Annotated in this window: 32 protein-coding genes; 15 read left to right on the forward strand and 17 right to left on the reverse strand. The window is 65.1% G+C overall.

The annotated features are described in order from the left end of the window. Window positions 1-37 precede the first annotated feature (37 nt). Complete coding sequence (locus FBX97_RS03200) at window positions 38-1375, reverse strand: alpha-amylase family glycosyl hydrolase (protein WP_141828791.1); 1338 nt, start codon at window positions 1373-1375, stop codon at window positions 38-40. Between the two features lie 208 nt (window positions 1376-1583). Here FBX97_RS03200 and FBX97_RS03205 point away from each other — a divergent pair, with 208 nt between their 5' ends. Next, complete coding sequence (locus FBX97_RS03205) at window positions 1584-2588, forward strand: porin (RefSeq protein ID WP_141828792.1); 1005 nt, start codon at window positions 1584-1586, stop codon at window positions 2586-2588. Between the two features lie 80 nt (window positions 2589-2668). After that, on the forward strand, window positions 2669-3106 hold the full coding sequence (locus FBX97_RS03210) for a hypothetical protein (RefSeq protein ID WP_141828793.1): 438 nt from the start codon (window positions 2669-2671) through the stop codon (window positions 3104-3106). A 135-nt stretch (window positions 3107-3241) separates the two neighbouring features. Here FBX97_RS03210 and FBX97_RS03215 read toward each other — a convergent pair whose 3' ends face one another. From FBX97_RS03215 to FBX97_RS03230, 4 genes are all read right to left on the reverse strand, one after another. Then, complete coding sequence (locus FBX97_RS03215; protein WP_141828794.1) at window positions 3242-4276, reverse strand: SDR family oxidoreductase; 1035 nt, start codon at window positions 4274-4276, stop codon at window positions 3242-3244. A gap of 40 nt (window positions 4277-4316) precedes the next feature. Beyond that, window positions 4317-5354, reverse strand: coding sequence for an SDR family oxidoreductase (locus FBX97_RS03220; protein WP_141828795.1), 1038 nt, complete (start codon window positions 5352-5354; stop codon window positions 4317-4319). Between the two features lie 215 nt (window positions 5355-5569). Next, complete coding sequence (locus FBX97_RS03225; protein WP_141828796.1) at window positions 5570-6580, reverse strand: sulfate ABC transporter substrate-binding protein; 1011 nt, start codon at window positions 6578-6580, stop codon at window positions 5570-5572. Between the two features lie 89 nt (window positions 6581-6669). Continuing rightward, window positions 6670-6882, reverse strand: coding sequence for a hypothetical protein (locus tag FBX97_RS03230; protein ID WP_141828797.1), 213 nt, complete (start codon window positions 6880-6882; stop codon window positions 6670-6672). 134 nt (window positions 6883-7016) lie between these two features. Between FBX97_RS03230 and FBX97_RS03235 the strand changes: the two genes are divergently transcribed. Genes FBX97_RS03235 through FBX97_RS03245 form a run of 3 tightly spaced genes read left to right on the forward strand, consistent with a single transcriptional unit; the run spans window position 7017 to window position 9539 of the window. Next, window positions 7017-7754 (forward strand): phosphatase PAP2 family protein, encoded by a 738-nt coding sequence (locus tag FBX97_RS03235; RefSeq protein ID WP_255517271.1) that lies wholly within the window; start codon window positions 7017-7019, stop codon window positions 7752-7754. After that, window positions 7751-8680, forward strand: coding sequence for a diacylglycerol kinase family protein (locus FBX97_RS03240; protein ID WP_141828798.1), 930 nt, complete (start codon window positions 7751-7753; stop codon window positions 8678-8680). Before FBX97_RS03235 ends, FBX97_RS03240 begins: the two co-directional genes overlap by 4 nt. Before the next feature lie 22 nt (window positions 8681-8702). Beyond that, window positions 8703-9539 (forward strand): metallophosphoesterase, encoded by an 837-nt coding sequence (locus FBX97_RS03245; protein ID WP_141828799.1) that lies wholly within the window; start codon window positions 8703-8705, stop codon window positions 9537-9539. 1 nt (window position 9540) lies between these two features. Here the strand turns inward: FBX97_RS03245 and cls are convergent, their stop codons facing one another. Both cls and FBX97_RS03255 read right to left on the reverse strand, forming a co-directional pair. Beyond that, the gene (cls, locus tag FBX97_RS03250; protein ID WP_370457130.1) at window positions 9541-10956 is read right to left on the reverse strand and encodes a cardiolipin synthase; all 1416 of its coding nucleotides are present in this window, start codon (window positions 10954-10956) and stop codon (window positions 9541-9543) included. Beyond that, a complete protein-coding gene (locus tag FBX97_RS03255) occupies window positions 10953-13076 on the reverse strand; it encodes a site-specific recombinase (protein ID WP_141828800.1) in 2124 nt (707 codons plus the stop codon). Before FBX97_RS03255 ends, cls begins: the two co-directional genes overlap by 4 nt. Before the next feature lie 125 nt (window positions 13077-13201). Here FBX97_RS03255 and FBX97_RS03260 point away from each other — a divergent pair, with 125 nt between their 5' ends. After that, window positions 13202-14038, forward strand: coding sequence for a branched-chain amino acid aminotransferase (locus FBX97_RS03260; protein WP_141828801.1), 837 nt, complete (start codon window positions 13202-13204; stop codon window positions 14036-14038). Window positions 14039-14188: 150 nt separating this feature from the next. On the opposite strand, the gene FBX97_RS03265 is transcribed toward FBX97_RS03260, so the two are convergent. The 5 genes from FBX97_RS03265 to FBX97_RS03285 all read right to left on the reverse strand — a co-directional run bounded on the left by FBX97_RS03265 (window position 14189) and on the right by FBX97_RS03285 (window position 17116). Then, the gene (locus FBX97_RS03265) at window positions 14189-14758 is read right to left on the reverse strand and encodes a DUF3617 domain-containing protein (RefSeq protein ID WP_141828802.1); all 570 of its coding nucleotides are present in this window, start codon (window positions 14756-14758) and stop codon (window positions 14189-14191) included. Between the two features lie 104 nt (window positions 14759-14862). Beyond that, window positions 14863-15534 carry an OmpA family protein gene (locus FBX97_RS03270; protein ID WP_141828803.1) on the reverse strand — a complete coding sequence of 224 codons (672 nt, stop codon included), beginning with the start codon at window positions 15532-15534 and terminating at the stop codon, window positions 14863-14865. Window positions 15535-15651: 117 nt separating this feature from the next. After that, the gene (locus tag FBX97_RS03275) at window positions 15652-15798 is read right to left on the reverse strand and encodes a lmo0937 family membrane protein (RefSeq protein ID WP_105378160.1); all 147 of its coding nucleotides are present in this window, start codon (window positions 15796-15798) and stop codon (window positions 15652-15654) included. A gap of 91 nt (window positions 15799-15889) precedes the next feature. Further along, window positions 15890-16108 carry a hypothetical protein gene (locus tag FBX97_RS03280; protein ID WP_141828804.1) on the reverse strand — a complete coding sequence of 73 codons (219 nt, stop codon included), beginning with the start codon at window positions 16106-16108 and terminating at the stop codon, window positions 15890-15892. A gap of 207 nt (window positions 16109-16315) precedes the next feature. Beyond that, window positions 16316-17116, reverse strand: coding sequence for a glycine zipper 2TM domain-containing protein (locus tag FBX97_RS03285; RefSeq protein WP_255517272.1), 801 nt, complete (start codon window positions 17114-17116; stop codon window positions 16316-16318). Window positions 17117-17330: 214 nt separating this feature from the next. Between FBX97_RS03285 and FBX97_RS03290 the strand changes: the two genes are divergently transcribed. Continuing rightward, window positions 17331-18062 carry a Crp/Fnr family transcriptional regulator gene (locus tag FBX97_RS03290; RefSeq protein ID WP_141828805.1) on the forward strand — a complete coding sequence of 244 codons (732 nt, stop codon included), beginning with the start codon at window positions 17331-17333 and terminating at the stop codon, window positions 18060-18062. Between the two features lie 97 nt (window positions 18063-18159). Here the strand turns inward: FBX97_RS03290 and FBX97_RS03295 are convergent, their stop codons facing one another. The 3 genes from FBX97_RS03295 to FBX97_RS03305 form a co-directional block, all read right to left on the reverse strand. Next, entirely contained in the window at window positions 18160-18381 is a 222-nt protein-coding gene (locus FBX97_RS03295) for a glycine zipper 2TM domain-containing protein (RefSeq protein WP_141828806.1), read from the reverse strand. Window positions 18382-18410: 29 nt separating this feature from the next. Then, a complete protein-coding gene (locus tag FBX97_RS03300; RefSeq protein WP_141828807.1) occupies window positions 18411-18725 on the reverse strand; it encodes a BON domain-containing protein in 315 nt (104 codons plus the stop codon). Window positions 18726-18910: 185 nt separating this feature from the next. Beyond that, entirely contained in the window at window positions 18911-20980 is a 2070-nt protein-coding gene (locus FBX97_RS03305) for an AsmA family protein (RefSeq protein WP_255517273.1), read from the reverse strand. 182 nt (window positions 20981-21162) lie between these two features. Here FBX97_RS03305 and FBX97_RS03310 point away from each other — a divergent pair, with 182 nt between their 5' ends. The 6 genes from FBX97_RS03310 to FBX97_RS03335 are packed head-to-tail and all read left to right on the forward strand — an operon-like array spanning window position 21163 to window position 24303. Beyond that, window positions 21163-21561: a DUF4398 domain-containing protein gene (locus FBX97_RS03310; RefSeq protein ID WP_255517274.1), complete on the forward strand. Its 399-nt coding sequence runs from the start codon at window positions 21163-21165 to the stop codon at window positions 21559-21561. 31 nt (window positions 21562-21592) lie between these two features. Beyond that, complete coding sequence (locus FBX97_RS03315) at window positions 21593-22516, forward strand: OmpA family protein (protein ID WP_141828808.1); 924 nt, start codon at window positions 21593-21595, stop codon at window positions 22514-22516. Window positions 22517-22568: 52 nt separating this feature from the next. Continuing rightward, complete coding sequence (locus tag FBX97_RS03320) at window positions 22569-23105, forward strand: bacterioferritin (RefSeq protein WP_141828809.1); 537 nt, start codon at window positions 22569-22571, stop codon at window positions 23103-23105. Window positions 23106-23153: 48 nt separating this feature from the next. Next, window positions 23154-23492 carry a YqjD family protein gene (locus FBX97_RS03325; protein ID WP_141828810.1) on the forward strand — a complete coding sequence of 113 codons (339 nt, stop codon included), beginning with the start codon at window positions 23154-23156 and terminating at the stop codon, window positions 23490-23492. 21 nt (window positions 23493-23513) lie between these two features. After that, window positions 23514-23900 carry a phage holin family protein gene (locus FBX97_RS03330; protein ID WP_141828811.1) on the forward strand — a complete coding sequence of 129 codons (387 nt, stop codon included), beginning with the start codon at window positions 23514-23516 and terminating at the stop codon, window positions 23898-23900. A gap of 28 nt (window positions 23901-23928) precedes the next feature. Then, window positions 23929-24303 carry a hypothetical protein gene (locus FBX97_RS03335; RefSeq protein WP_141828812.1) on the forward strand — a complete coding sequence of 125 codons (375 nt, stop codon included), beginning with the start codon at window positions 23929-23931 and terminating at the stop codon, window positions 24301-24303. A gap of 223 nt (window positions 24304-24526) precedes the next feature. Here FBX97_RS03335 and FBX97_RS03340 read toward each other — a convergent pair whose 3' ends face one another. Both FBX97_RS03340 and FBX97_RS03345 read right to left on the reverse strand, forming a co-directional pair. Beyond that, the gene (locus FBX97_RS03340; RefSeq protein WP_185748451.1) at window positions 24527-24907 is read right to left on the reverse strand and encodes a hypothetical protein; all 381 of its coding nucleotides are present in this window, start codon (window positions 24905-24907) and stop codon (window positions 24527-24529) included. A 91-nt stretch (window positions 24908-24998) separates the two neighbouring features. Further along, a complete protein-coding gene (locus tag FBX97_RS03345) occupies window positions 24999-25466 on the reverse strand; it encodes a glycine zipper 2TM domain-containing protein (RefSeq protein WP_141828813.1) in 468 nt (155 codons plus the stop codon). Between the two features lie 213 nt (window positions 25467-25679). Between FBX97_RS03345 and FBX97_RS03350 the strand changes: the two genes are divergently transcribed. Together FBX97_RS03350 and FBX97_RS03355 are read left to right on the forward strand one after the other, a co-directional pair. Continuing rightward, window positions 25680-26228, forward strand: a complete 549-nt coding sequence (locus tag FBX97_RS03350) for a hypothetical protein (protein ID WP_141828814.1) — start codon at window positions 25680-25682, stop codon at window positions 26226-26228. A gap of 91 nt (window positions 26229-26319) precedes the next feature. Next, window positions 26320-26634 (forward strand): BON domain-containing protein, encoded by a 315-nt coding sequence (locus FBX97_RS03355; RefSeq protein ID WP_141828815.1) that lies wholly within the window; start codon window positions 26320-26322, stop codon window positions 26632-26634. The last annotated feature ends 43 nt before the right edge of the window (window positions 26635-26677 follow it).

A 26677-nucleotide genomic window follows, 5' to 3' on the forward strand; every position in this document is an offset into this window, starting at 1 on the left:
CAAGAGCGGGATGAGTGTGCGGGCAGGGCGCCGCCGCTCAGCGCGCCGCTTGCGCCTTGGACTGCTGCACGTCGATGCGGTAATCCCACGGCGCCAGCATTTGCGCGGCGCCGCCCGCCAGGGTGTAGCGCTGCGATTGGCCGGACACGTTCACCGTCACCTGCACCGCATTCCCGGGCAGTGCGCGGCGGAAGGCGAACACCTTGTCGTTGCCGGTTTCCAGCACCTGCGGCTCGGCGCCGTACTGGCCGTTCCACAGCGCCCGGTTGCCGTGCTTGAGCGCGAGCAGGTCGGTGTAGAAAGGTGCATAGGCATAGGTCTTCCACGCGATCGGGTCTTTCTCGAAGAAGGCGATGCGCTTGTCGAGTCCGGCTTCCTGACCGCCGTAGATCAGCGGCATGCCGGGTAGCGTCGCGGCCAGCACCGCCATCGCCTTGAAAGCCGGGCCGTACAGTTCGACGTCGCTGCCGGCCCAGGAATTCTCGTCGTGGTTGCTGGTGAAGCGCATGCGGTAGGCACCCGGCGGGAAGGCTTTCGGCGGTTTCGCCAGGAACGCCTGCAGCGTGCGCGCATCGGCCTTGCCCTTGGCGATGTCCTTGAAGATATCCTTGGTATCCCAGCCGTAGGTCATGTCGAAGGCATGCTCGTGCAGTTCGGGCTTGTCGGCCTCGGCCAGCATGAACACCGGCTTGACGCGGTCGAGCGTGTCGCGCACCTCGTTCCAGAACGGCGTCGGCACCTTGCCGGCCACGTCGCAGCGGAAGCCGTCGATATCGGCCTCGCGCACCCAGAACAGCATGGCGTCGCTCATGCCTTTCCACAGCGCCTTGTTGGTCCAGTCCAGCCCGGTGACGTCGGTCCAGTACTCGGGCTCGGCGCCCTCGGTGTAGGTCACCGGGAAGATCTCGCCCTTGTCGTTCTTCAGGTACCAGTCCTTGTGCTGGACAGTCCACGGATTGTCGAAGGCCGTGTGGTTGGCGACCCAGTCGATGATCACGCGCATGCCGAGGCCATGCGCCTGCTTGACCAGGCTGCGCAAGTCGTCGAGCGTGCCGAATTCCGGATTGACGGCGGTGTAGTCGCGCACCGCATAGTAGCTGCCCAGGCTGCCCTTGCGGTTCTTCTCGCCGATCGGCTGCACCGGCATCAGCCACAGGATGTCGACACCCATTTTCTTGAGACGCGGCAAATGCTTGGCGAAGGCATTGAAGCTGCCTTCCGGCGTGTACTGGCGAATGTTGACTTCGTAGATGTTCGCGTTGCGCGACCATTCCACGTGCTGCATCGGCGCGGGGGCAGGCGCCGCTGCCGTAGCCGGGACAGCCGTGATGCCTGCAATCAAGCTAAGCATCAATGTAGTCAAGGTACGTTTCATTTGTCTCTCCAAACGTGATATTGTGTAGTTTAATTACTTTTTATGCCTTGCGATTGTAGACTGGAATGTGCCTCTTCACCAGTATTGAAAATCGCGTCAGAATCTGCTGACAATACGTCGAGCCGAATTTGCTCTTGGTTTGTGCGATATTGGACAGATAAGCCCGCCCGCAAGCGGATAAGGTAAAGGCGTAGAAAGGGAATACGCCATGAACAAGGCCTGGATCGCGTGCATCGTGCTTGGTGGCAGCACGACATGCGCATACGCACAAGACACCACGCAGGGCGCTACTGCCGCGGACGTTCCCGTCCAGCACGAGGCAGCGGGCGGACACAATATTGCCGTGTTCAGCGGTGTGCCGGAGCGCACCCGTGGAGCGAACCCTGGCGCCGACTGGACCACGCCGGTGCGCCGCAGCTACGGCCGCGGCAGCCAGCCCGGCGCGGCAATGGGCGAGGGCATGGTGCTGGGCCGCCAGTACAACCTGGAATACCTGACCCGGGCCGACGTCGCCGATCCCTTCCATACCGGCACCGCCGGCAAGGCCAGCAACCTGGTGAATCCGAGCGGCACCCCGGTCGAGAGCGGCGTGCGCTACTACAGCACCCAGATCGACCACGTCTCGACCGGTGGCTCGTGGACCGTCGACACCCTCGGCAGCAATGCGACGGCCGACCGCGCCTGGGGCATGACGGTCGGCGTCGACTACGGCCCGCTGTCGCTGAGGGCGGCGCACCAGAACCGCCACGTGGCCCAGGTCCAGCTGTACAACCTGACCGGCAGCAATATGGATGCGAAGAACTCGATCCTCGCGGCCAACCTGCGCACGCGCTGGGGCACAGCCTATGCCGCCTACGCGGCCAACCGCGGCTGGGGCGGCTCGCCGCTGTACAACCCGGACAATCCCTACGGCGCCGGCGTCGCCAGCACCTCGTCGACCAACAGCCGCGACACCATCGCCGGTATCGCGGTGCCGATGACGCGTTCGACGACCTTCCTGGCATCGTACATCCACAAGAACGACCGCGACCTGGCCAACCGCGACGCCAACCAGTTCGCGCTCGGCGCCAGCTACGTAGTCTCGCGCAAGACCGACTTTTATGCGGCGGTCTCGCACACCGTCAACACCAACAGCACCGGCATCCTGATCGGCGGCGCGGCACGGCCCAACGGCAGTTCCGCAGTCAACCTCGGCATGCGCCACGCGTTTTAATAACAGCCTGCGCTGCGCCGCAAAATTGCAAAAGCGGGTAGGCTGTCACCATGTTTTCACAGGATTGAATTGGAGGTTTTATGACTGGCACGAGCACCCTTGATCCGGATAACTTCCCGGAAGCACCAGACCGCAGCCTCGGCAAAGGCCACGGCGTCGATTCGCTCGGCCCCAGCGATATTTCCGACTCGGGCAGCGACGTCGTCGGCGGCCCCGGCTTTGCCGCTGCACTCGACGACGACCAGACCCTGGACCTGGACACCGGCACCACCTCGGACAACGAGGCCAGCTATGCCCACGACAGCGCCGGCGCAGATGTGGGCGATCCCAATATGGAAGCCGACAGCGACTTCGGCGGTACCGGAGAACGCGCCGCCGCCGGCCGCGACATCCTGGCCCGCGACGGTGCCGATATCGGCACCGACCACATCGAATCGATTCCGGACCTGCCGCTGACCGACGAAGACGTCGACTTCCTCGGCAGCGAACCGCCGAAAGGGCCGGCGCCGGGCAAATAAACCTGGGCATACCCAAGGAAAAAGGCTGGTCAGCGTGCGCTGCCCAGCCTTTTTTGTACCCGGAGTACCAGCGTTGTAGGGTGGGCGCATGGTGCCCACCCTACGACAACCGTTTATACCGTTTTCAGGCTTGCCTCAAGCCTGCCACAGGCGCCGCGCCGGCTTGCGCGTCAGCGCCCAGGCCGCCAGCAGCGCACCGCCCACCAGCACGGTCTTGGTCGCCGTCGACTTCATCTGGAAGGCCGTGTACGGGCTGGACTCGGTGATCTTCTTGCCCAGGTCGGCGCGCTGGCGCAGTTCGCGGCGCGCATCCGGCTCGTGCAGGGCATCGCGCCGTGCCGGCGCGCTCGGCTGGTCGGTTTGCTGCTGCTTGAACACCGCGGCGCGCATGAAGCGGTCGATCGTGCGCGGCAGGATCTGGCTCAGCACCGAGGCCAGCTTGGCCTGGCCGCCGACGAACAGGTCGCGCTCCGGCACCTCGGCCGCGTGCAGGATGGTGCGCGCGGCCAGTTCCGGCGAGTACAGCGGGGACGGCAGCGTCGGCTCGTTTTCCATGTAGTTCTTGGCGTGCATCGGGAAGGGCGTCGCGATCGCGGCCGGCTTGATCAGGGTGACGGAAATCGGCGCCTTGTCCTTTTCCAGTTCCATGCGCAGCGATTCGGTGAAGGCCTTCACCGCATGTTTCGAGGCTGCATACGTGCCCTGCAGCGGTATCGAGCGGTCCGAAGCTTCGCTGCCGACGTTGATCAGGGCGCCGCCGCCGTGGGCCTTGAGCAGCTTGACTGCTTCCAGTGAGCCATTGACCACGCCCCAGAGATTGGTCTGCATCAGGCGCTGCATGTCTTCCAGCGATACCTGTTCCAGCGTGCCGAAGGTGCCGACGCCGGCGTTGTTGATCCAGGTATCGACCCGGCCGAAACGCTCGACCGCGGCGCGGCCGATCTTCGCCACCTCGTCCTGCACGCCGACGTCGACCGCGACCGTCGCCACCTCGGCGCCGCGCTGGCGCATCTCGTGCGCCAGGGTGTCCAGCGCATCGCCTTCGCGCGCTACCAGCACCAGTTTGGCGCCGGCCTCGGCCGCCATGCGCGCCGTCGCCAGGCCGATGCCGCTGGTGGCGCCGGTAATCACGATCACTTGTTCATTCAGTTTCTTGAGCTTGGTTGCCATGGTATGTCCTTTCGCTAGTCCGTTGATCCGAAGCGGCCGTTCAGCCAAATGCCTTGCGCAGCGCCGGGCGGCGTGCCAGGGTCCAGGCGGCGAACAGCGCACCCAGGCCCAGCAGGGCAGGGGCGATCTTGTGCGAACGCAGGGTGACGGCGGTGTAGGCGCTGCTCTCGGCGACGTGGTTCGACATGCCCTGGCGCTGGCGCAGCTCGTTGCGCGAATCGGGTTCGTACAGGGCGTCGCGCCGGTTGGGCGAGCTCGGGAGATCGGATTGCTGCTGCTTGAACATCGAGGCGTTCATGAACTTGTCCATCACGCGCGGCGTCGCGAAGCTGCTCGACGAGATGGCCTTGGCGGCGCCGCCGACGAAGACGTCGCGCTTCGGCTGCTGGGCTGCGTACAGGATGGCATTGGCGACGACTTCCGGCGCGTAGATCGGCGCAGGCAGCGCCGGTTCCTTGTCCATGTAGTTGCGGGCGTGGACGGCGAACATGGTGTCGATGGCGGCCGGCTTGATCAGGGTCAGCGACAGTGGCGCCTTTTCCTTTTCGAGCTCCATGCGCAGCGCATCGGTAAAGGCTTTCACGGCATGCTTGGAGGCCGCATACATGCCCTGCAGCGGGACCGAACGCTCGGACAGTTCGCTGCCGAGGTTGATGATGGCGCCGCCGCCGCGCGTCTTCATGTGCTTGACCGCTTCCAGCGAGCCGTGCACGACGCCCCAGTAGTTGGTCTGGAACAGGCGCTGCATGTCTTCCACCGGCACGTCTTCGTTGCGGCCGAAGATCGAGATGCCGGCATTGTTGACCCAGGTATCGATGCGGCCGAAGCGCTCCATCGCAGCCTCGCCGATGCGTTCGACGTCGGCCGGCACGCCGACGTCGGCAGTCACGGTGCAGACTTGCGACCCTTTGCGGCGCAGCTCGCTGGCCAGGGTGTCGAGGGCGTCGCCGTTGCGCGCCGCCAGCACCAGTTTTGCGCCTTGCTCGGCGGCCATGCGGGCGGTGGTGAGCCCGATGCCGCTGGTGGCGCCGGTAATCACCATCACTTGTTCGTCGATCTTGCGTAGTTGCACTGCCATGACTTGCTCCTTCAGAGATGTTGGAGAACAGTTGTCGCAGCGCATGAAGGCGCGCGACAACGCGAGGTTATGAATACGACAATCGTGCTCATCCCCGAGATTTCAAGTCATTTTTTCAAGGTGATTTCAAATCACCTGACATTTCAAATAGTATGGGGCGCCGGCTTTTTCAAGCGGGCGCCCCACAAGGGTGCATCTAAATTATTGGCAGAAACTTATTTGCTGCCTGGCTGGTAGATCTGGTCGAACACGCCGCCATCCGCGAAATGGGTCTTCTGCACCTTGGTCCAGTCGCCACCGACATCCTTGATCGTGAACAGTTTCACGGCCGGGAATTGGGCCGCGTACTGCTTGGCATAGGGCTGCACCACTGGACGATAGTAATGCTTGGCGGCGATCTGCTGGCCTTCGGCGCTGTACAGGTATTGCAGGTAGGCTTCGGCGACCTTGCGCGTGCCGCGCTTGTCGACGACCTTGTCAACCACCGCCACCGGCGGTTCGGCCAGGATACTGACCGAAGGCGCCACGACTTCGAACTTGTCCGGGCCGAGTTCCTTGACGGCCAGCAGGGCTTCGTTTTCCCATGCGATCAGCACGTCGCCGATGCCGCGCTCGACGAAGGTAGTGGTGGCGCCGCGGGCGCCGGAATCCAGCACCGGCACGTTCTTGTACAGCTTGGCCAGGTAATCCTTGGCCTTGGCTTCGTTGCCGCCCGGCTGGCGCAGCGCATAGCCGTACGCGGCCAGGTGGTTCCAGCGGGCGCCGCCGGAAGTCTTGGGATTCGGGGTAATGACAGAGACGCCCGGCTTGATCAGGTCGGCCCAGTCCTTGATGCCTTTCGGATTGCCTTTGCGGACCAGGAACACGATGGTCGAGGCATAGGGCGTGCTGTTCTGCGCCAGGCGGGTTTGCCAGTTGTGCGCGATAAGGCCGCGTTCGCTGATAGCATCGATGTCGTAGGCCAGTGCCAAGGTGACAACATCGGCCGACAGGCCGTCGATCACCGAGCGGGCCTGCTTGCCGGAGCCGCCATGCGATTGCTTGATGGTGACGTTATCGCCGGTCTTCGCCTTGTATTGCTTGGCGAAGGCCTGGTTGAAGTCCTGGTACAGCTCGCGCGTCGGGTCGTAGGAGACGTTAAGCAGGGTGTAGTCGGCGGCGAAGGCGGCCGATTGGGCAAAGAAAAGACCAGTTGCAAGGACGGCTGCGATTTTTTTATGGAACATCGTTTTCTTTCGGACGGATCAGGAACCGCTAGGGTAGGTCGCTGATGAGCGAAAGAAAACGAATTAAAACGATGAACCTTATGCGGATTTCAGTGGGCCTTGGACAGCACGACCAGCCAGCGCGCGAACAGCAGCACTTCGACATGGCCGGGTTCGATGCCGGTGTCGCACTCGATGAGCGGGTTGACCGGGTAGAAACGCTTGCGGAAGTCGCGCGTCACCCGGATTTCGCGGCGGCCGAAGCGGGCCAGGAAAGGCGTTGGGGTGGTTTGCAGTCCGAAGGAGCTATTCAGCGTGGTCATGACGATCCCTTTTTTCGAGTAGTGTTGGTCAAGTGAGTAAAGAATAACACAACCACTGTATAAATCCACAGTTACTGTATAAAAAACCAGTACGCATAAGTCTGCGTTGTTTTTTCGCAAAGGAAAGATTTAGCTTGCCATCAAACAATTTAATCAAGCGTTTCCTGGCCGCGCGCCTGTCGCCGGAAGGCCAGTTCGGCCTGCACCTGACGGTCGGCCTGGTGCTGATCGTGCTGGCCGGTATCGCCTTCGGCGAGATCGCCGAGGACGTGGTCGAGGGCGACACCATCACCGTCATCGATGTCCAGCTGGCGCACTGGTTCCGTGACCGCGCCACCGAAGGCTTCACGCGCGCCATGCTCTTTATCACGCACTGGAACGGCATCACCGGCACGGGCGTCATGACGGCGCTGCTGGCGGGCTGGTTCGCCTGGCGCAAGGCGTATTACTGGCTGATCGTGGTGCTGGCCACCGTGCCCGGCGGCATGCTGCTGAACGTGGTGCTGAAGCACATCTTCCGCCGCCAGCGCCCCAGCCTCGACGATCCGCTGCTGACCCTGAGCACCTACAGCTTCCCCAGCGGCCACACGGTGGCCGCGACCCTGTTCTACGGCGTCCTGGCCTGCTACCTGGTGCGGCGCAACCCGCAATGGCCGCGGCGCGTGCTGATCGTCGGCGCCGCCTGCGCGATGGTGATACTGGTGGCGCTGTCGCGCATGTATCTGGGCGTGCACTACCTGTCCGACGTGATGGCCGCCAGCATGGAAGGCGCGGTCTGGCTGGCGGTGTGCGTGACCGCGGTGTCGACGCTGCACCGGCGCCGCCTGGCACATGGCCGGCCTTCCTGGAGCGAAAGGAGGGATCCGATATGAAGCCCGTACAAGTGATCGTGAACGCCGGCGCCGGTACCGGGCACGACGATGACCGTGCCGGTGAATTGCGGCGCAAGCTGCACGATGCCGGCCTGGATGCCGAGCTGACCCTGGCCGCCGGCGGCGCAGAACTGATCGCGGCCGCGCGCCGTGCGCGCGAGGGCGGGGCGGAGCTGGTGGTGGCCGGCGGCGGCGACGGCAGCATGAACGCGGTGGCCTCGCAGATCGTGGGAACCGGCGCGGCCGGCAACATCCGCTTCGGCGTGCTGCCGATGGGCACGCTGAATCACTTCGCCAAGGACCTCGGCATCCCGCTCGACCTCGACGCCGCCATCGGCAACCTGGTCACCGGTGTGCCGGTCAGCGTCGACGTCGGCGAAGTGAACGGCCGCATCTTCCTCAACAATTCGGGCCTCGGCCTGTACCCGGACATCGTGCGCGACCGCGAGAAGCAGCAGAACCGCCTGGGGCGCGGCAAGTGGCCGGCCGCGCTGTGGGCCAGCCTGGCCGCGCTGCGCCGCTATCCCTTCCTGTCGATCCGGCTCGAGGTGAAGGGCGAGGACGGCGACGCCGAGCGTCTAGCGAGACGCACCCCTTTCGTCTTCATCGGTAATAATGCCTACACGATGCAGGGCCTGTCGATCGGCGCGCGCGAGCGCCTCGACGCCGGGACCCTCAGCCTCTACGTGGCCCAGCACCCCACGCGTTTCGGCCTGCTGCGTTTCGCGTTCGACGCGCTGCGCGGCCGGCTGGGCGAAGAGCGCGATTTCGATGTGCTGCACGCAGCGGCATTCGAGCTCGACACCCACCGCAAGCGCCTGCGCGTGGCGACCGACGGCGAGGTCACGGTGATGGCCGCGCCGCTGCGCTACCGCAGCCTGCCGGGGGCACTCAGGGTGCTGGTGCCGCCGACCAAGAAGCCATAAATAAAACAGACAAGGAAACCCAATGCGAACACTCGTCCACCTGTCCGACCTTCATTTTGGCCGCGTCGATCCGGCCTTGCTCGACCCCCTGCGCAACCTGGTCCGCGAGATCGCGCCCGACGTCGTCGTGATCTCGGGCGACCTGACCCAGCGCGCCAAGAGCGAGGAATTCGAAGCGGCGCGCGCTTACCTGGACACCCTGCCGGGGCCGCAGATCGTGGTGCCGGGCAACCACGACATCTCGCTGTACAACGTCTTCCGCCGTTTCGTGCAGCCGCTCGACCGCTACAAGCGCTACATCACCGACGACCTGGATCCGGTCTACATCGACGACGAGATCGCGGTGCTGGGCGTGAACACGGCACGCTCGCTGACCGTCAAGGACGGGCGCCTGAACAAGGAACAGGTCGAGAAGATCCGCGCCACCCTGGCCGACCTCGACCCCAGGATCACGCGCGTGGTGGTCACCCATCACCCGTTCGACCTGCCGCCGGGCGCGGAGGAAAGCGACCTGGTCGACCGCGCCAACATGGCGATGGAGGCGTTCTCGGAGGTCGGGGTCGACCTGCTGATGGCCGGCCATCTGCACACCAGCCACGCCGCCAACACCTCGGCGCGCTACAAGATCAGCGAGTACGCGGCGCTGGTGGTGCAGGCCGGCACCGCGACGTCCACCCGCGGGCGCGGCGAGGTCAATTCCTTCAACGTGATCCGGATCGATGCCGATCGGATCGAGGTCGACCGCATGGGCTGGGACACGGTGCATTCCCAGTTCCAGCTGCTGCACACCGAAAAATTCCTGCGCAGCGGGAACGTGTGGACCGAAGCCGTCGACGGCATGATGGCCGCCGGGATTTAAGTCAGATCCAATACCCGGCCAGGCTGGCCGCCCACTCGCGGATCCGGTCGCCCCACGGCCGGTGCCGCCACTCCTCCAGCGTCACTTCCTTGCTGTCACGCAGGTCTTCGTTGAACGCGCTCTCCATGGCGCCGCCGAAGGCCGGGTCGATCACTACCACGTTCAGCTCGTAGTTGTGGATGAAGCTGCGGCGGTCGATGTTCGACGAGCCGATGGTCGACCACGCACCGTCGATCACCGCCGTCTTCGCATGCAGCACCGCGATCTGCAGCTCGAAGATCTTGACGCCGCCGGCCAGCAGCTGGTCGTAGAAGGCCTGGCCGGCATAGCGGATCATGCCGTGGTCGGACACGCCCGGCAGCACCAGCTTGACGTCGACCCCGCGTTTGGCGGCCGCCACCAGCGCATCGACGATCTGCTGGTCGGGCACGAAATAGGCCGATGTGATGTGGACCGACTTCTTCGATTCGGCGATCGCCACCATCATCGATTTGTAGATCTCGAAATCGCCGTCCGGGTTGGTGGCCAGCACGCGCAGGATCTTGTCGCCGACCGGGGCCAGGGGCGGGAAGTAGTCGGCCTTGGTCAGTTCGCTGCCGGCCTGCTCGAGCCACAGGTTGACGAACGAATACTGCAGCGCCGCCACCGCCGGTCCCTCGATCTTGATATGGGTGTCGCGCCAGCCGACCTTGTCGCCGTCGACCTTGGCCTTCTTGTATTTGGAACGGAACAGCGAGCTGTTGGCATAGGTGCTGCTGATGTTGATGCCGCCGGTGAAGGCGGTGCGGCCGTCGACGATCATCAGCTTGCGGTGGTCGCGGTTGTTGACTTCCCACTTGCCCTTGGCCTTGGCCGGATTGACCGGATTGAAGATCACCACGCGGATGCCGGCCGCGCGCATGCGGTCGAAGAAGGCGGGTTTGACTGCCAGCACGCCGACCGCGTCGACCATCACGTTCACCTGCACGCCGTCGTGCTGCTTCTGGATCAGGAGGTCGGCGAACTGCGTGCCGATCTCGTCCTGGTCGAAGATATACGATTCGAGGTTGATGCTGCTGGTGGCGTTGCGCGCCGCGTCCATCATTTCGCGCATCGTGGCCGGGCCGTCGAACAGCAGGCTGACCCGGTTGCCGGCAATCAGCGGCACGCCGGTGGCCTGTTCCTCGGCCGCGGCCAGCGCCTTGAGGTCGGTGCCGGCGTTGGCCCAGCGCTTGGACGTCAGCAGGGACGCCTGCTTCAGCGGCAGCGTACCGCGCGCGGTCTCGATGGTCGGCGCCGGCTTGGCCGGCGTGACCGGCTCGACGTCCGGCAGCGACTTGCAGGACGCCAGCGCACACATCAGGGCGAGCACCGCCAGCCAGGGCGGCAGCGCCGCAGCGGAGCGTAGAAGCGGGCGCAGCAAGTCGGTGAGTTTCATTTGAATCCTCGGTGGTGTGCCGGTTCGGCGACGCCGTCGGCGTCGCGCGGACCGATGAAGAAATCCAGCGGCGCCGTACGCAGGCGCCGGCCCAGCGCGCGCAGCAGGCGGAAGCCGTGGTGGAAGCGGACCTTGCGGGCGCGCAGCGCGACCCACAGGGCCAGCCCGAAGCTGACCGTCAGGTTGACCAGGCCGATCAGGGCGATGCCGAGCACGGTGATGGCTGCGTGCTCGGGCGTGATCTGCTGGTCGAGGCCGACGAAGCCGATTGCGAAATTGGCCGACGAGAAGGTCACGTGGCGGATGTCGAGCGGCAGGCCGAGCAGGAAGCCGACCGTGGCCGTCACGCCCATCAGCACGCCGAACACCAGGTTACCCATCAGGCCGCCGAGATTGTCCTCGAGGTAGCGCGAGAAGCGCCGCGAACGGTCCTGGCCGAGCAGGCGCCGCAGCCAGCGCAGCTGCTGCACGCGCTGCGCCATGCGCGTGTACAGCGCCTTGTTGTCGTAGTAGCCGGACACCAGGCCGGACACGAACAGCCAGATCCCGGCGATCGCCGCATGCAGCAGCGCCAGCGATTGCCACGGATGGCTGTCGTCGATCAGGTGGTGCGCCTTTTCCGGCGACACCAGGTGCTGGCCGAACACGTACCACCAGCCGTAGGCCAGGGCGAAGGCGGTCGGGATCGTGGTCACCAGGTTGCCCAGCACCGCCACGATCTGGGTGCGGAACACCTTGGTGACCAGCGACGCCATCGATTCGACGTCGACCTGGCGCCGCGCGCTGCCGTGCTGCGCCGTCTCGTGCAGGGCGGCGGCGATGCGCGCCGCGGTCATGGCCGGCTGCTTGGTGGCGATGGTGAAGTGCAGCACGTGCACCAGCATGAAGCCGAAGGCGTAGTTGAGGCTGTACAGCAGGGCTTCGATCAGCGGCGCCCGGTGCTGGTAGGAGATCAGGATCTTGATGATCGCCATGCAGCCGACGATCAGGCCGGCGCCGGCCGCTTGCCGGAACATGCCGCGCAGCTCGGTACGGCGTTCGGCGACGTAGTGCTCGCCGGTACGGCTGGCATTCTCGGTGACGTTGCGTGCCAGCAGGTCGACGTTGTCGCGCAGCAGGCCGCGCACCCGGTACTTGGTGTTGTGGGCTTCGGCCAGTTCCTCGGCCATGGCGACCGCGGCCGCGCGGCGCTGCGACACCGGCGCCACCGGCCCACCCGCCACCGGGGCCGGCGCCGCTTCGCGCGCCAGCGCTTCGACGTCGACCGTCGGCGCCGGCGGCAGGGCGCCGCTGGTGTCCACCAGGTACAGCAGCTTGCGCATGCGGTCGATGCTTTGCGTGAGCGCCACCAGCAGGTAGGTCAGGGCCACGGTAGTGCCGGACGACATCGCGCTGCGGCGGATCTTGAGCACCACGTCCTCGCACTGGTCGAGCATCACCAGCAAGTGGCGCGCGTCTTCCATCACGGTGGCGTCGCCGGCCATCAGGCGCGCGTAGCCGTCGAGGTAATGGTTGGTCTCGATGTTCTGCATCAGGAAGGGCGAGTCGACTTCCTCGATTTCCATGTGGGCATGGATCAGGCGCGGCTCCAGGCCCAGCGCGCAGATGCGGCAGGACAAGGTGCGCACCGCGTCCAGCAGGCCGCGCAGCGTGACCTGGCGCGCGCGGTCCGGCGCGGCGTCGCCGGGCGGCGGCGCCTCCGAAATGACGTCGAACAGTTCCAGCCAGTCGGCGGTCGGCACCGCGCGGATCCACTTGTAGTCGTCTTCGCGGCACAGCACGCGGTCGAGGGTGTCCGAGAGATACTGTTCATCCAGCGCCGGCGGCAGGATGCGGTAGGCGATGCGTTTTTTCAGCTCGGTGAAGAAGCCGTCGTTGGACAGGATCCCGACGTCGGAATACAGGCTGGTATGGCGGCGCGTTTCGAGCAGCGTGGTGATGTAGCGCCGCAGCGCCCATGCCTGTCCCGCATTGCCCTTGAGCAGCTGGGTAAGGGTGCGCACCTGTGCGCGCGCATAGTCGAAGTTGCGCGGGTTGTGGGGCCGCAGCTTGTCGACCAGGTCGACCAGGAGGTCGATCTGGTCGCTGTGCGGATCGAGGCGTTCGAGAATGGCTAGCATGACTTCCGATATACAACTTGAGGACTCCAGTGTAACCGTGGTCAGGCGCAGGCGCTGTGCGGCACCGAACCCAGCGCTTGGCGGCTGGAGTACACTCATGCATTCAGTCATCACGCGGGAAGCACATGTACCTCACTTACTACAACGGAGAATGGACCGAAGGAAATACGCCACTGGTGGGCGCAATGGACCACAGCGTCTGGCTCGGCTCGTCGGTGTTCGACGGCGCGCGGGCGCTGCACGGCCGCCTGCCGGACCTGCGCCCGCACCTGCAGCGCGTGATCGATTCGGCCGACAAGCTCGGCATGCGCTGCCCGCTGTCGGTGGACCAGATGGAAGCGCTGGTGCGCGAAGGCGTGGCGAAGTTCCCGCCGGATGCCGAGCTGTATATCCGCCCGCTGGTGTTCGCCTCGGAAGGCTTCCTGATCCCGGTGCCGGACAAGGCCGCCTTCGTGCTGACCCTGTTCGATGCGCCGCTGCCGCCGTTCACCGGCTTTTCGAGCTGCCTGTCGACGCTGCGCCGTCCGGACAACTCGATGGCCCCGACCGACGCCAAGGCGTCGGCCCTGTACGCCAATACCTCGCGCGCGCTGCGCGAAGCCAAGGCGCGCGGCTTCGACAACGCCATCCTGCTGGATGCGGCCGGCAAAGTGACCGAATTCGCCTCGTCGAACCTGTTCCTGGTGACGGCGGACGGCGCCGTGGTGACCCCGGCCCTGAACGGCACTTTCCTGGCCGGCATCACGCGTGCGCGCGTGATCGCGTTGCTGGCGGCAGAGGGCGTGCAGGTGCAGGAACGGTCGGTGGAAGTCGAAGAGCTGGCGACGGCGCGCGAGATCTTCAGCACCGGTAACTACGGAAAGGTGACGCCGTGCACGCGTTTCGAGGCGCACGAGATGGCGGCCGGGCCGGTGGCGATGCGGGCGCGCGAGTTGTATCTCGCATTTACAGAAACCACCTGAAGTAGAAAAACTGCAGCACAAAACAACGTCGCCCCCGCGGAGGCGGGGGCCCAAGTTTGTGCGCGCTTCGATAACGCCAGCAACTTGGGCCCCTGCCTGCGCAGGGGCGGCGTGCTCATGTTCGCTCGGTGAAGAGCGCTTGCTGTCTGCTCACTTCGCTTTCGGCGCACCCATCGGCTTCACCCCGCCACAATCCGCCCCCACCCAGCGCCCGGTCACATCCATGTCCACCGTCCCGCTGCGCTCCTCGCTGGTGATCTGCACGCGTCCGCGGTAGCTGGTATCGCTCTCCATGCTGATCTCGCCTTCGCCGCGCGCACGCGGCTTGGTGCAGCTGAACGCGACCTTGAACCGGTTGCCCGCCAGCGGCGTCACGTTCTGGCTGCATTCGCCGCCCTGGACCGGAAAGGTCTTGCGGTCGATCATCTCGCGCGTCATGCACACGGACGAATGGATGTTGCCGCCTTCGCCGAGCTGCAGCTGGACGCCGTTGCGGTTCATCATTTGCTGGAGCGACTGGCGCTGTTCCGGCGACATGTTGGCCAGATGTTTCTGCATTTCGCTCATGGCCGACTGGATCTGCGGGTCGGACGAGCTGACCCGGTTGTTCAATTCCCACAGGCCGGGTTTCATGTTCAGGGTCTGGGCAGCGCCGGCTGCTGAAGGAAGGGCGGCGCCGGCGCAGGCCAGCAGGGCAAACATCGTCAAGGTGCGTTTCATCGGAATCCTGTTGTAACGGTAAGGCAGCCGCCAGCATACACCGGGCTCATGAAAAAAGCCGCCCGGCGTGCGCGGGGCGGCCTGGCGGCAGCGCGCAGCGGGTGTCAGCCTTGCTGCTGCGGTTCGCTGACGTAGATCTCGACCCGGCGGTTGCGGGCACGGCCGGCCGGATCGTCGTTCGACGCGATCGGTTCGCGCGCGGCGCGGCCCTCGACCGTGACGCGGTTGCTGGCGACGCCGCGCTGCGCGAGATAGTTGCGCGCGCTGGCGGCGCGGTCCAGCGACAGCGGCTGGTTGATGGCGTCGCCGCCGGTGCTGTCGGTATGGCCGATGATGGTGACGAGGGCGGCCGGGTTGTCGTTCAGCGTGGTGGCGAAGCGGTCGAGGATGGGACGGAAATTCGACTTGATGTCGGCGCGTCCGGTGTCGAACGAGATGTCGCTCGGGATCTGCAGCTTGAGGCGGTTGTCGGCGGTCTGCGAGACCTCGACGCTGGTGCCGCGCGTGGCCTGTTCCATGGCCTGGCGCTGCTGCTCCATGCGCTTGGACCAGACATTGCCGACCACCGCGCCGGCAGCCGCGCCCAGCAGCGCGCCGCGCGTGGTGCGGCCACCGCCGCCACCGCCGGTGGTGGCGCCGAGCAGGGCACCCAGTCCGGCACCGACGCCGGCGCCGGTCGCGGTGCCACGCTGGGTGGCGTTCATGTCTGCGCAGCCGGAAGCGGCCACGGCGAAAGCGGTCGCGCACAGCGTCGACCGGATGAAAGTGATGTTCATCGTCGTTCTCCCAAAAAAAACATCCGTTTCGTGGTCACACTCTCGTTAGAGAGCCGTGATCGCGAAACGGATCGCAGGTATTGCAGGTCAGGCGGATGCCTGGCGTGATGCGTCGGGCTAGATGCCTCGGCCACTGATCAGGCGCACCAGGATCATGATGACGGCGACGACCAGCAGGATGTGGATGAAACCACCGACGGTGTACGAAGTGACCAGGCCCAGCAGCCACAGGATGATGAGAATGACGGCGATAGTGTAGAGCATTATAGTGTCCTCTTTTGATTGAAACGGCGCTGCGTGTGCCGTGAATTCAGTATCCGATCATTGCTGGCTACGCTCCGTTCGATGCCGTACATTACGCCAGATTTTTTTGTTCTTTTCGCAATCCCGGGATCCAGCCCATGAAGCCCATCAGGCCGACGCAACCGATCAGGCAGGTCAGCAGGCCGCCGCCGATCAGGAAGATGACGTCTTGGGGCGCGACGTCGCCGCCGGCCTGTGGCGCGTTCGCCAGACCGAAACCCGTCAATAAAAGTCCCCAGAGGATGATACCGATCCATGCAAGGCTGTTCATGATGTGCTTCCTTTCCCTTGGTATCCGTCGTTCTTTTTCGACGTGAAAGGATTCTTATATGCAATTAAAAACGGGACCGTGCGCTGGCGCACATTGCGAAAAAGAAAACGACTTGCCACAAGGCAAGTCGTTTTGCTAGGTGCCGGAGGCTGTTTCCCGCAACCCGGGAAAGGCCGATCTGCGCTTGTTCCAGAGTGTGGATGCCGCTCAGGCCGCGCGCAGCGAACCCTTGACGATGCGCACGCGGTCGCCATTGCGCCAGCGCGGGGCGCTCTGCTGGTGGAAGGTACGCAGGGTGCCGTCGTCCAGGCGCACCCGGATCTCGAAGCTCTGGGTCGCCTTCATGTTGCCTTCGACCTGGTTGCCGACCACGGCGCCGCCGACTGCACCGGCGACGGTGGCCAGTTGGCGTCCATGCCCGCCGCCGACCTGGTTGCCGAGCAGGCCGCCCAGGATTGCACCGCCGGCCGCGCCGACGCCGCTGGCGCGCGCGCGCGTGGTGATGGTGCGCACCGACTCGACGTTGCCGCAGGTGCCGCACCAGCGCGTGCCAGTATCGGCCTCGGTCGTGCGGACAGGCGCTACCTCACGCACCGGCTCGGCGGGGGCTGCCGGGTAGGCCGGCGCGGCGCCCGACGCGGTTGCGCCCTGGCTGCCGCTGGCGCCGTACTGGACGCTGGCGCCAGGATAGCTTGGCGCCGCCGGCGCGGCGGCCAGTGCCTGGACCGGCACGCCGGTTGCCGTCACGGCCGGCTGCAGCGGCATCGCTTGCGGCGCCGCCAGCGGCGGTGGCGGGGCGTAGGCCGGCTGTGTCTCCTGCTGCAGGCCGGCCGTCAACGCGGCGCGGTCGGTGTCGCTGAGCTGGTTGCGGCTGCTGCCTTTCGAGGCGGGCAGCCAGCCCATGATGGCGGCGGTACCGACCGCGCAGAACAGGATCACGGCCAGGGCGGCGGCGATCAGGAATGGGTGCTGGCGCGGCGCGGCCGGCCGTGGCTGGTGTGGGTGCATGACAGGTTCCTCAAAATATCGTGTTCAGTCCGGTTCCTCGATTGTCCTTGTCAACAACACCCGGTTCCGTGCGTCACCGTACATACTTCGCGCTGCACAGCCAGTACGCTGGTAACAAGTTGTTAGTTAACACCAGCGCGCGGTGTATGTACTTGATTTTAAAAATGTTCTTGGTCTTGACGCCGCGCCATTGCTGCCCAACCGTGAGGGTCCGATGAATTCTCCTGCTCCACCCGTGGTTGCCGAGCACAACGCCAATCTGCTGCTGGCCGCGCTCCCACCGGAGGAGCTCGCCCGTATGCTGCCGGCGCTCGACCATGTTCAGGTGGAAGTCGGCGCCGTCCTGTGCGAACCGGGTGATCCGATCCGCCACATCTATTTTCCGCACGATTGCCTGATCTCGTTGATGGCCGTGGCCGAAGGGCGTATGACGCTCGAGGTCGGCCAGGTGGGGCGCGAAGGCATGCTCGGCGCTACCGTCGCGCTCGGCCATGACGTGACCCAGGTACGCGCCGTGGTCCAGCGCGCCGGCAGCGCCAGCCGCATCGACGCCGCCCACCTGCGCGAAGAATTCGCGCGCAATCCGTCGCTGCAGCGCGTGCTTTACCGCTACACCGATTCGCTGCTGGCCCAGGCGATCCAGATCGCCGTCTGCAGCCGCTACCACGTACTCGAAGCCCGGCTGGCGCGCTCGCTGCTGGTCACGCGCGACCGCCTGCATTCCGACCGCTTCCACCTGACCCACGAATTCCTGGCGCACGCGCTCGGGGTGCGCCGCGTCGGCGTCACCAAGGCTGCCAGCGCGCTGCAGCAGCACGGGCTGATCAACTACAGCCGCGGCAATATCGAGATCCTCGATCCCGCCGGCCTGGCGGCAGCGGCCTGCACGTGTTACGAGATCGTGCGCGAAGCCGGGGCCGGCATCGGCGCGCCGGCGTTCGCCTGATCCGGCGCATTTCCTTTTCCGGCGCACACTTCCTTTCGATCCCAAAACAAAAAAGCCCCGCGTCGAGCGGGGCTTTTTGTCAATGTGGCTTGCCTGATCAGTGCGTGGTCTTGACCTGGTTGCCGATCACGCCGCCAACGGCTGCGCCACCCACGGTACCGACGGCGCTGCCACCGGTCAGGACGCCACCGATCACGGCGCCGGCGCCAGCGCCGACAGCGGTGTTCTTGTCATTTTGCGACATGCCGGCGCAGCCGGTCAGGCCGAATGCCACGGTGGCGATCGAAGCGGTAGCGATGATGTGTTTGATGGCTTTCATGATGTTCTCCTTTGATAGGGTTTTACTACTTATTTGAGACGCAGGTCGTTCTTGACCGACTTCACGCCCTTCACGGTACGGGCCACCGACGCGGCGGTCGCCACATCGTTGGCCTGGCCGACGAAGCCGCTCAGCTGGACTACGCCCTGATAGGTTTCGACGTTGATCTCGGTCGATTTCAGGCGCGAATCCGCGAGGATGGCGGCCTTGACGTTGGCGGTCAGGGTGGCGTCGTCGAAGTATTGGCCGACGGTTTCATGCTTGCCGCCGTCGCTGGCGCAGCCGGTCACCATGCCCAGCAGGAGGGCGGTGGCGAGAGTTGCGGAAATGCCGAATTGCTTCATGATGGAGTCCTTGATTTATTGTTTGTGTTAATTCTTTGTGTGTCGCTTCTGCGGGGGTGCGGGCAGGCATTCCCGCGGCACCACCATGACTTCAGAATAGTGACAATTCGACCATCGCTCTGTACGTCAAATAACACTGCGGCCTCTTCGCTTGTTCGTAGCGACGAGGCCGCTCAATGTTGCAGTCAGCGCTTGGCCGTCTTGCCCGGCGGCGGCGCTTCCGGCTTGGCGCGCGCCTTGGCCAGCAGCGAGGAACATGGGCTGTCGTGGCCCGGTCCAGTGTTGATCAGCGGCAGCAGGGCGGCGGCCGGTGCCGCGATCACGGCGAGCGCGGCGGCTGCACCGCCCTTGATCGCCAGCACCTTCTTGTCGAGCGACAGGTCCGGCTTCTTGAAGGTGCCCTTGACGTAGAACGGCGTACGCAGCGTGAACAGGCGCAGCGCCTTGGTCTCGGGTTTCACGCGCAGGTTCATCTGCTCGTTGTTCAGGTTGACCCAGCCGTCGATGTCGACGATCGCTTCCTCGGTGTCGAGCACGAAGGTGCGCGTCTGCGCCACGCCGTTGGTCACCGCGAGGTCCGAGGCCAGGCAGTTCAGCTGCACCTGCTTGTCGCCGAACAGCTTGGTGATGATGACGTTGCCGACGTTCAGGCCGGCCTCTTCGAGCAGCAGCTTGCTGACCACGCCCTGGCTCACCAGGCCCTTCACTTCGCCGTTCGACTTGGCCAGCATCTCGGCGACGGAATCGCCGGTCGCGCTCAGCTTGGTCTCGGCATAGATGTCGCCCGCCGTGGCCTGCTGGATCTTCTCGACCGCCGGGAACAGCTGCTTGACCTTGATCTGGCGCGCGGTGGCGTCGAGCGTCGCCTTGATCGCATCGCCCTTGGCGTTGCCGCCGCTACTGCCGTCGAGCTTGATGTGCGAGGTCACGCTGCCGCCGGCGAAATTGAAGTTCAGCGGGTTCAGGGTCAGCACGCCGTTGTTCATCACCAGGTGGGTGTTGAGCTTGCTGAGCGGCAGGTTAGCGGTCTTGATGATGCGGTCGGCCGAGAACTTCACGTCGGCATCCAGCACCTTCCATTTTTCAGTGTGGAATTTCTCGACCGGCAGCGCCTTGCCTTCCGGCTGGACGTCGGCCACGCCGCGCTTCTTCTTGTCGGCGTTGGAATCGGCGCCGACCAGCGGTCCCAGGTCCTCGAAACGCAGCTGGTGCGACACCACGGTGGCGGTCAGCTTGTTGCGCGGCTTCTGGGCCGCGAAGCTGAGCGTGCCGCCGATGTCGGACTGGCCGACCTTGCCCGTGAACTTGTCGTAGGTCCAGCGGCTCTTGCCTTCCTCGCCGATCGAGCCGGTCAGGTGGCCCTCGGTCGAGAACGCCGGGGTTTCCGGCAGCACCACGCCGGTGAGGGCGTACAGGCGCGCCATGCTGGGGCCGGCCAGCTTCAGCTTGAGGTCGAGGCCGGACAGCTTGGCCGGGCGCGTGACCGTGCCTTCCAGGGCAACGCGATAGGGGCCGCCGTGCATGTCGGCCTGGACCGGGAAGGGTGCGTCCTGGTCCTGCAGCGACAGCACCGCGCCGGCCTTGCCGCCACCGCCGACCGGCACCTCGTTATAGGTGCCGCGCAGCTTCCAGGCGATGCCGTAGGTCGGGTCGTTGTTCAGGGTGTCGATGTCGGCCGTGACGTCGGCCTTGGTCACCGCATCCAGCACGTGGACCTGGCCGCGCGACAGCACCAGGCGCTCGAGGTCGAGCTTCCACTTCGATTCCTTCTCTTCATGCTTGTAGACCCAGTTGTAGTGGGTCGCATCGGTGCGCAGCAGTTCGACGCGCGGGCCGTCGAAGCGCAGCACCGGGATGTTGATGGTGTGCTTCAGAAGGGCAAAGGGATTGAGGGAAAACGAAAACTGGCGCACGCTGGCCATGTCGCGCTGCGGCAGGCCGGCCGGGTTGCCGACGTGAACGTCGTTGGCATACAGGTGCGGCCAGGGAATGTAGTCGCGCCAAGTGCGCTGGTTCGGGATGATGCTCTCCGACGGCCGCTCCCAGTGCACGTTCAGGTCGCCGACGATGGCGAAGGGGCGGTCGATGGCTTCGCTGACCTTGGCGTTGAGCCAGGGCTTGGCGCGGTTCCAGTCGAAGGTGAGCAGGATGATGATGGCGATGATCGGCAGGGCGATCAGGATACCGACGATGCTGAGGGTGATCTTCAGCGGGCGCGACATGTGTCCGGCCGGCTTGGGCTGCTGGTCTGTCATGGCTGTCCTCTATACGAGATGTTAGCCGCAGATTAACGTAAAGGTTTGTCCATCAATGTGCGGTGGCACACCGTGAGACGGGGAACTGCTGGGCAAGCGATGGGCAATGTGCGCCAGCGAACCGAAAGCGTCTATTAATAGGGTTATAACGTTACCAACACTGAAAGCTTGAACAGGAGAACATGATGCCAAAACAATCGATGAATCCGCTGCAAGTGCTGCTGCGGGTCGGGGCTGCCGCCGCCGTATTGTCGCTGGCTGCCTGCGCCAGCGAGGAAAGGACCCCGGCGACGGCCGCTGTCGCGGTGTCGCACAACGCCGTCGACAACGCGGTCTCGGCCGGCGCACCGGAACTGGCACCACAGGAAATCAATGCGGCGCGCGACAAGATGATGCGTGCCAACCAGGCGCTGGCCGCCAAGGATTACAAGCTGGCACGCGAGCTGGCGGTGCAGGCCCAGGCCGACGCCAAGCTGGCCCAGAGCAAGGCCGCCTCTGCCAAGGCCACGGCCGCCGCCGACGCCCTCAACCAGGACTTGCGCGTGCTGCGCCAGGAAGTCGACCGCGCCAATTCGCAATAAGAAAAACAGCATCGATAGAAAGGGATAGCACATGAAAGCGCATTTCACGAAGTCGCTGATGCTCGCCGGCAGCGTATTCCTCGCCGCCTGCAGCTCCGTGCCGACCACCACCGCCACACTCGACGAGGCGCGCGCCGACTTCGTCGCCGCCAACAACAATCCGCAGGTGTCGAGCTACGCGCCGAACGAATTCCGCCAGGCCACCGAAGCGCTCGAACGCGCCAACCAGGCCGCCGCCAAGCGCGAGAGCCTGGACACCATCGACCGCCTGGCCTACGTGGCCAAGCAGCGCATCGCCACCGCCCAGGAAGTGGCGAAGGCCAAGACCGCCGAAGCCGAGATCGCCAACGCCAGCCGCGAACGCGACCGCGTGCAGCTGGAAGCCCGCACCGCCGAGGCCGAGCGTGCCAAGCGCGATGCCGCCGCTGCCCAGGCCCAGCTCGCCACCGCCCAGGCCCAGGCCGCCGATGCCCAGGCCCAGGCCCAGGCTGCTCAGCAGCAGGCTGCCCAGCTGGCCGAGCGTTCGGCCCGCCTGGAGGCCATCCTGGTCGAGCTGCACGCGCAGAAGACCGAGCGCGGCATGGTCGTGACCATCGGCGACGTCCTGTTCGACACCGACCGTGCCGAACTGAATGCGAACGGCGTCGCCACCGTCCGCAAATTGGCCGAGGTCATGGCGCAGAACCCGGATCGCACGGTCCTGGTCGAAGGATTTACCGACAGCACCGGCAGCTCGGCCCATAACAAGGACTTGTCCGAGCGCCGCGCGGCGTCCGTGGCGCAGGCCCTGACCGGACTGGGCGTGCCGCGCGAACGCGTGGCCACGCGCGGCTACGGCGAGGCCTTCCCGGTCGCCGCCAACGACACGGCGGGCAACCGCCAGCGCAACCGCCGCGTGGAAATCGTGCTGTCGAACCAGGGCGCGGCGATTCCGCCGCGCGCAGCGCAACGCTGAACCGCGCGCTGAACCGTCTTAACCCAAGCAAAAGAAATAAGGAAGAGTCATCATGAACGAAACGAATTCCAACCTCGGCCACGGCTTCGACGTCGCGGAAATCCGCCGCGCTGCCGCCAACCTCGAAGACGGCGCCGTGACCGACGGCTACGCCGCCGACCGCGAGGCCGTGATCTCGATGCTGAACGCCGCGCTCGCCACCGAACTGCTGTGCGTACTGCGCTACAAGCGCCACTACTTCACCGTCAGCGGCCCGAACACCGGCCACATCAAGGCCGAGTTCCTCGAGCACGCCCAGCAGGAGCAGGACCATGCCGACCGTATCGCCGAGCGCATCGTCCAGCTGAACGGTTCGCCGAACTTCAACCCGGCCACGCTGACCCAGCGCAGCCACGCCGAGTACGACGATTCCGACGACGTGCAGGCAATGATCCGCGCCGACCTCATCGCCGAGCGCGTCGCCATCGAATCCTATCGCCAGATGATCCAGGCGATCGGCGACAAGGACCCGACCACCAAGCTGATGCTGACGGAAATCCTTGCTACCGAAGAAGAGCACGCGGACGACATGAGCGACCTGCTGGCCTGAACAAGAACCGATTACAAACCACCCCACCAACAACAACAGGAGTAGAACATGCTGAACAATATCCGCGCCACTGCCAACGAAGCTGCCGTCAACAGCAAGCTGGACGATGCCAACACCGACGTGAAAGCCCTGGTCAAGGACGCGCAGTCGCTCCTGACCGCCGCCGCTGCCCTGACCGGCACCAAGGCCGACGATCTGCGCGAGCGCGGCATGGCCCTGCTGGATTCCGCGCTGGGCAAGGCCGGCAAGTACCAGGATCAAGCCGTCGTCAAGAGCAAGGAACTGGCGAAGACAGCCGATGTCTATGTCAAGGATAACCCGTGGCGTACCGTCGCCGTGGCGGCCGGTGTCGGCCTGCTGGTCGGTGTTGCATTAGGACGTAAATAATAGCGGACGGGGGCAGCAGCCATGGATAACCAAGAAAACGTCGTGCACAGCCCCGGCCTGCTGGGCGGCATCACCGCGCTGGCCAAGAACGTCGTCGGGCTGTTGGTCTCGCGTGCGGAACTGGCCGCGCTCGAAATGGCCGAGGTCCGCAACCACCTGATCGAACTGGTCGCCATCTTCGCTGTGGCGGTCATGGCGACCTGGTTCGCGCTGGCCTACGGCACCGCGACGATCGTGGCGCTGGCCTGGGATGAAATGGGCTGGAAGATCCTGCTGGTCATGTTCATCGTGTTCGTCGTCCTGACCGCAGTGCTGGTCATGAAGGGGATCTCGATGCTGAAACAGGGCAAGCTGACTTTCCCGGAAACCATGAAGGAACTGCGGAACGACCGCGACATGTTGCTGTAAAGCGCTGATGTAAAAGGAGAGTGTTCCCATGCAAGCAAAAGACTACCACGTCAGCCCCGGCCACAACGGTTCCCCCGAGGAGCGCAAGCGCGCGCTGCTGCGCGACGGCGAGTTCTACCGCGCGGGCGTCGCCCACGCGCGTGCCCAGATCACGCATTCGGCCCGTCCGGAAGTGATGTTCCACTCGGTGCTCGACCACGCGACCTGGGTGCTGCGCACCCGCGCCGATGCGCTGCTGAAGCCGACCGGCACCAGCGTGTCGGTGCTGGCGCCGTACGCGCTGACCGCAATCAGCTTCATCCGCAAGCGCAAGCTCGGCAAGCAGGCACTCGGTGCCGGTGTCGTGCTCGGCGCGATCGGCTGGTATTTGCAGCGTAAACGCGCGCAGCAAGTGTCATACTGAGGTATGCTGATGCCGTAGCGTGCACTTTGCGGTTTGGGTTCAAGCTGCAGGGTGCGCGGAGCCACCGGGCCGATGCGTCGGCCCGGCGCCGCAGTTTATGGCAAGGCATGGCACGCACGACAGTGCCTGGTGTCATGCCGCAATGAATATGGTGGGGCTTGAGCGGCGCCGCAATCTTCGATTGGGCGCCGTCTTTTTGTCTGCCGCTTGCGCGCCCGCGTGCTTACTGCACAGCGGGTTCGGCGCTCGCCGGCGTGGTCGTCACGCTGGTGGTGCTGGTGTCGCCGACCGTGGTGGTCCTGGTCGTCGTCACGCTGCCCATGCCGCCGGCGGCCTGTACCTGGGCCGGCGCCCCCTTCATGTCGTCCTGCCAGGTCTGGCGCGCCTGCTGCAGGCAGGCGCTGCGCCCGTCCGCCGGTCCCCTGGCGCAGGCGCGCTTGGCTTCGTCATAGGCCGCACCGATTTCCTTCTGCAATGTCTTCAGGGCCGCCTGCCGGCCTTCGCCCTGCGCCTTGCCGGCGTCGTTCTGCGCCTGGGCGGCGCTGCACAGCGCGAATACGCAGGCCAGTGCCAGGCCGCCCAAGGTCGGGATCGATGCTCGCATCGTGCCTCCTTCACATTTCCGTTTGCTCACGAAAAAGCCGGCGCAGGCGCCGGCGGATGGAATCGCGTTTCGGTAGCGGCGCAGTAGCGGCTCAGTAGCGATAGACGCGGCCATCGACGATGCGCACGCGGTTGCCTTCGCGCAGGTCATAGACGCTGTCCTGGGTCACGTCGCGGTACTCGCCATTGTCCAGGCGGACCCTCACCATATACATTTGCTGGCCTTCGGCATTGCGGTTGGCTTCGACCCGGTTGCCGATCACGGCCCCGGCCACGCCGCCGGCCACGGTGGCCGCAGTACGGCCGCCGCCGCTGCCGACCTGGTTGCCAGCCAGCGCACCGACCACGCCGCCGAGGAGGGCGCCACCGCCCCCGGTGCGGCCGTCGCCGCTGCTCACCTGGATCGATTCGATCGTGCCGTAGCCTGCCGAGGCCGTGTTGTCGTAGCCGTGGCGGTAGCCGTCGTTGCTGCCGTAATAGGGTTGCGGGTTGCTGCTGGCGCAGCCGCCGAGGATCGCGCTGGCCGCGACCAGCGCGACCAAGGTATGAGGTGCTTTCATGACTTGTTCTCCTGGCAAAAATGTCAGTTCAGGTTAAGCACTCGTCCCACCAGGGTCTGTGCGATGGCTAACCGTGTCTTTATGCGCTGGAGCTATAGACTTTTATCAGCTTACAGGGGATTGCGCTGCATGTGTACGGCACCGAACAGAAAGCTTCCTTACAGCAGAGTAAAACGTCATCAAGGACTGAAAAGAACGAAAACAGGAGTCGTGATGCGAACACCCCATATGATCTTGCTGCTGGCCGCCGCCCTGTTGTGGGCGGCCGGACATGCGCGTGCGGCCACCCCGGAAGCCAAGCTGGCCTACCAGCAGGCACGCGATGCCGCCGGCGCGGCCTACAAGAATGCGCGTGCCCGCTGCGATGCGATCACCGGCAATCCCAAGGACATGTGCGTCGCCGAGGCCAAGGCCCAGCGCGTGCAGGCCGAGGAATCCGCCCGCGCCCGCTATGAAGACACGCTGAAGGCCTTTACCCGCGCCCGCATGCGCATCGCCTCGGCCAATTACCAGCGCGACCAGGCACGCTGCGCCGGCATGACCGGCAACGACAAGGATGTCTGCAAGGCCCAGGCCAAGGCCACGCTGGTCGCGGCCGAAGCCGATGCCCGCGCCGACCAGAAGACCATCGAGGCGCGCAACGATGCGCGCGCGGACAAGCTGAGCGCGGCCTACCGCGTCGAGATGGAGAAATGCGATGCCTTTGCCGGCGCTGCCAAGGACCAGTGCGTCTCGGCAGCCCGGACGGCATTCAACAGGTAACGAGGAATCGTTTCAACGAAGGGCGGATCGCTCCGCCACCCGCTCATCAGAGCTCAACCAGCAGCACATCATCAACAACAAGGAGTCCACCATGAACATGACCAAACGCGTCGCAACCGCCATCTTCACCGCTACCGTTGCCTTCACCATCGTCGGCTGCTCGTCGACCGGCACCCGCGAGTCGACCGGCGAATACGTCGACGATTCCGTCGTCACCGGTAAGGTCAAGGCTGCGATCTTCAACGAGCCGAGCCTGAAGGCAACCGAGATCAACGTCGAGACCTACAAGGGCGACGTCCAGCTGTCGGGCTTCGTGGCTCAGGCACAAGATGCTCAGAAAGCCGCTGAAGTGGCACGTGGCGTCAAGGGCGTGAACTCGGTCAAGAACGACATCCGCGTCAAGTAAGCAGTCTACAATGCCGGTCGATCCGGCATTTTTATCAGGCAGG

Origin of the sequence: Herbaspirillum sp. SJZ107 (genome assembly GCF_006715485.1) — a bacterium.
In the GTDB taxonomy this organism is placed as follows: Bacteria; Pseudomonadota; Gammaproteobacteria; order Burkholderiales; family Burkholderiaceae_D; genus Telluria.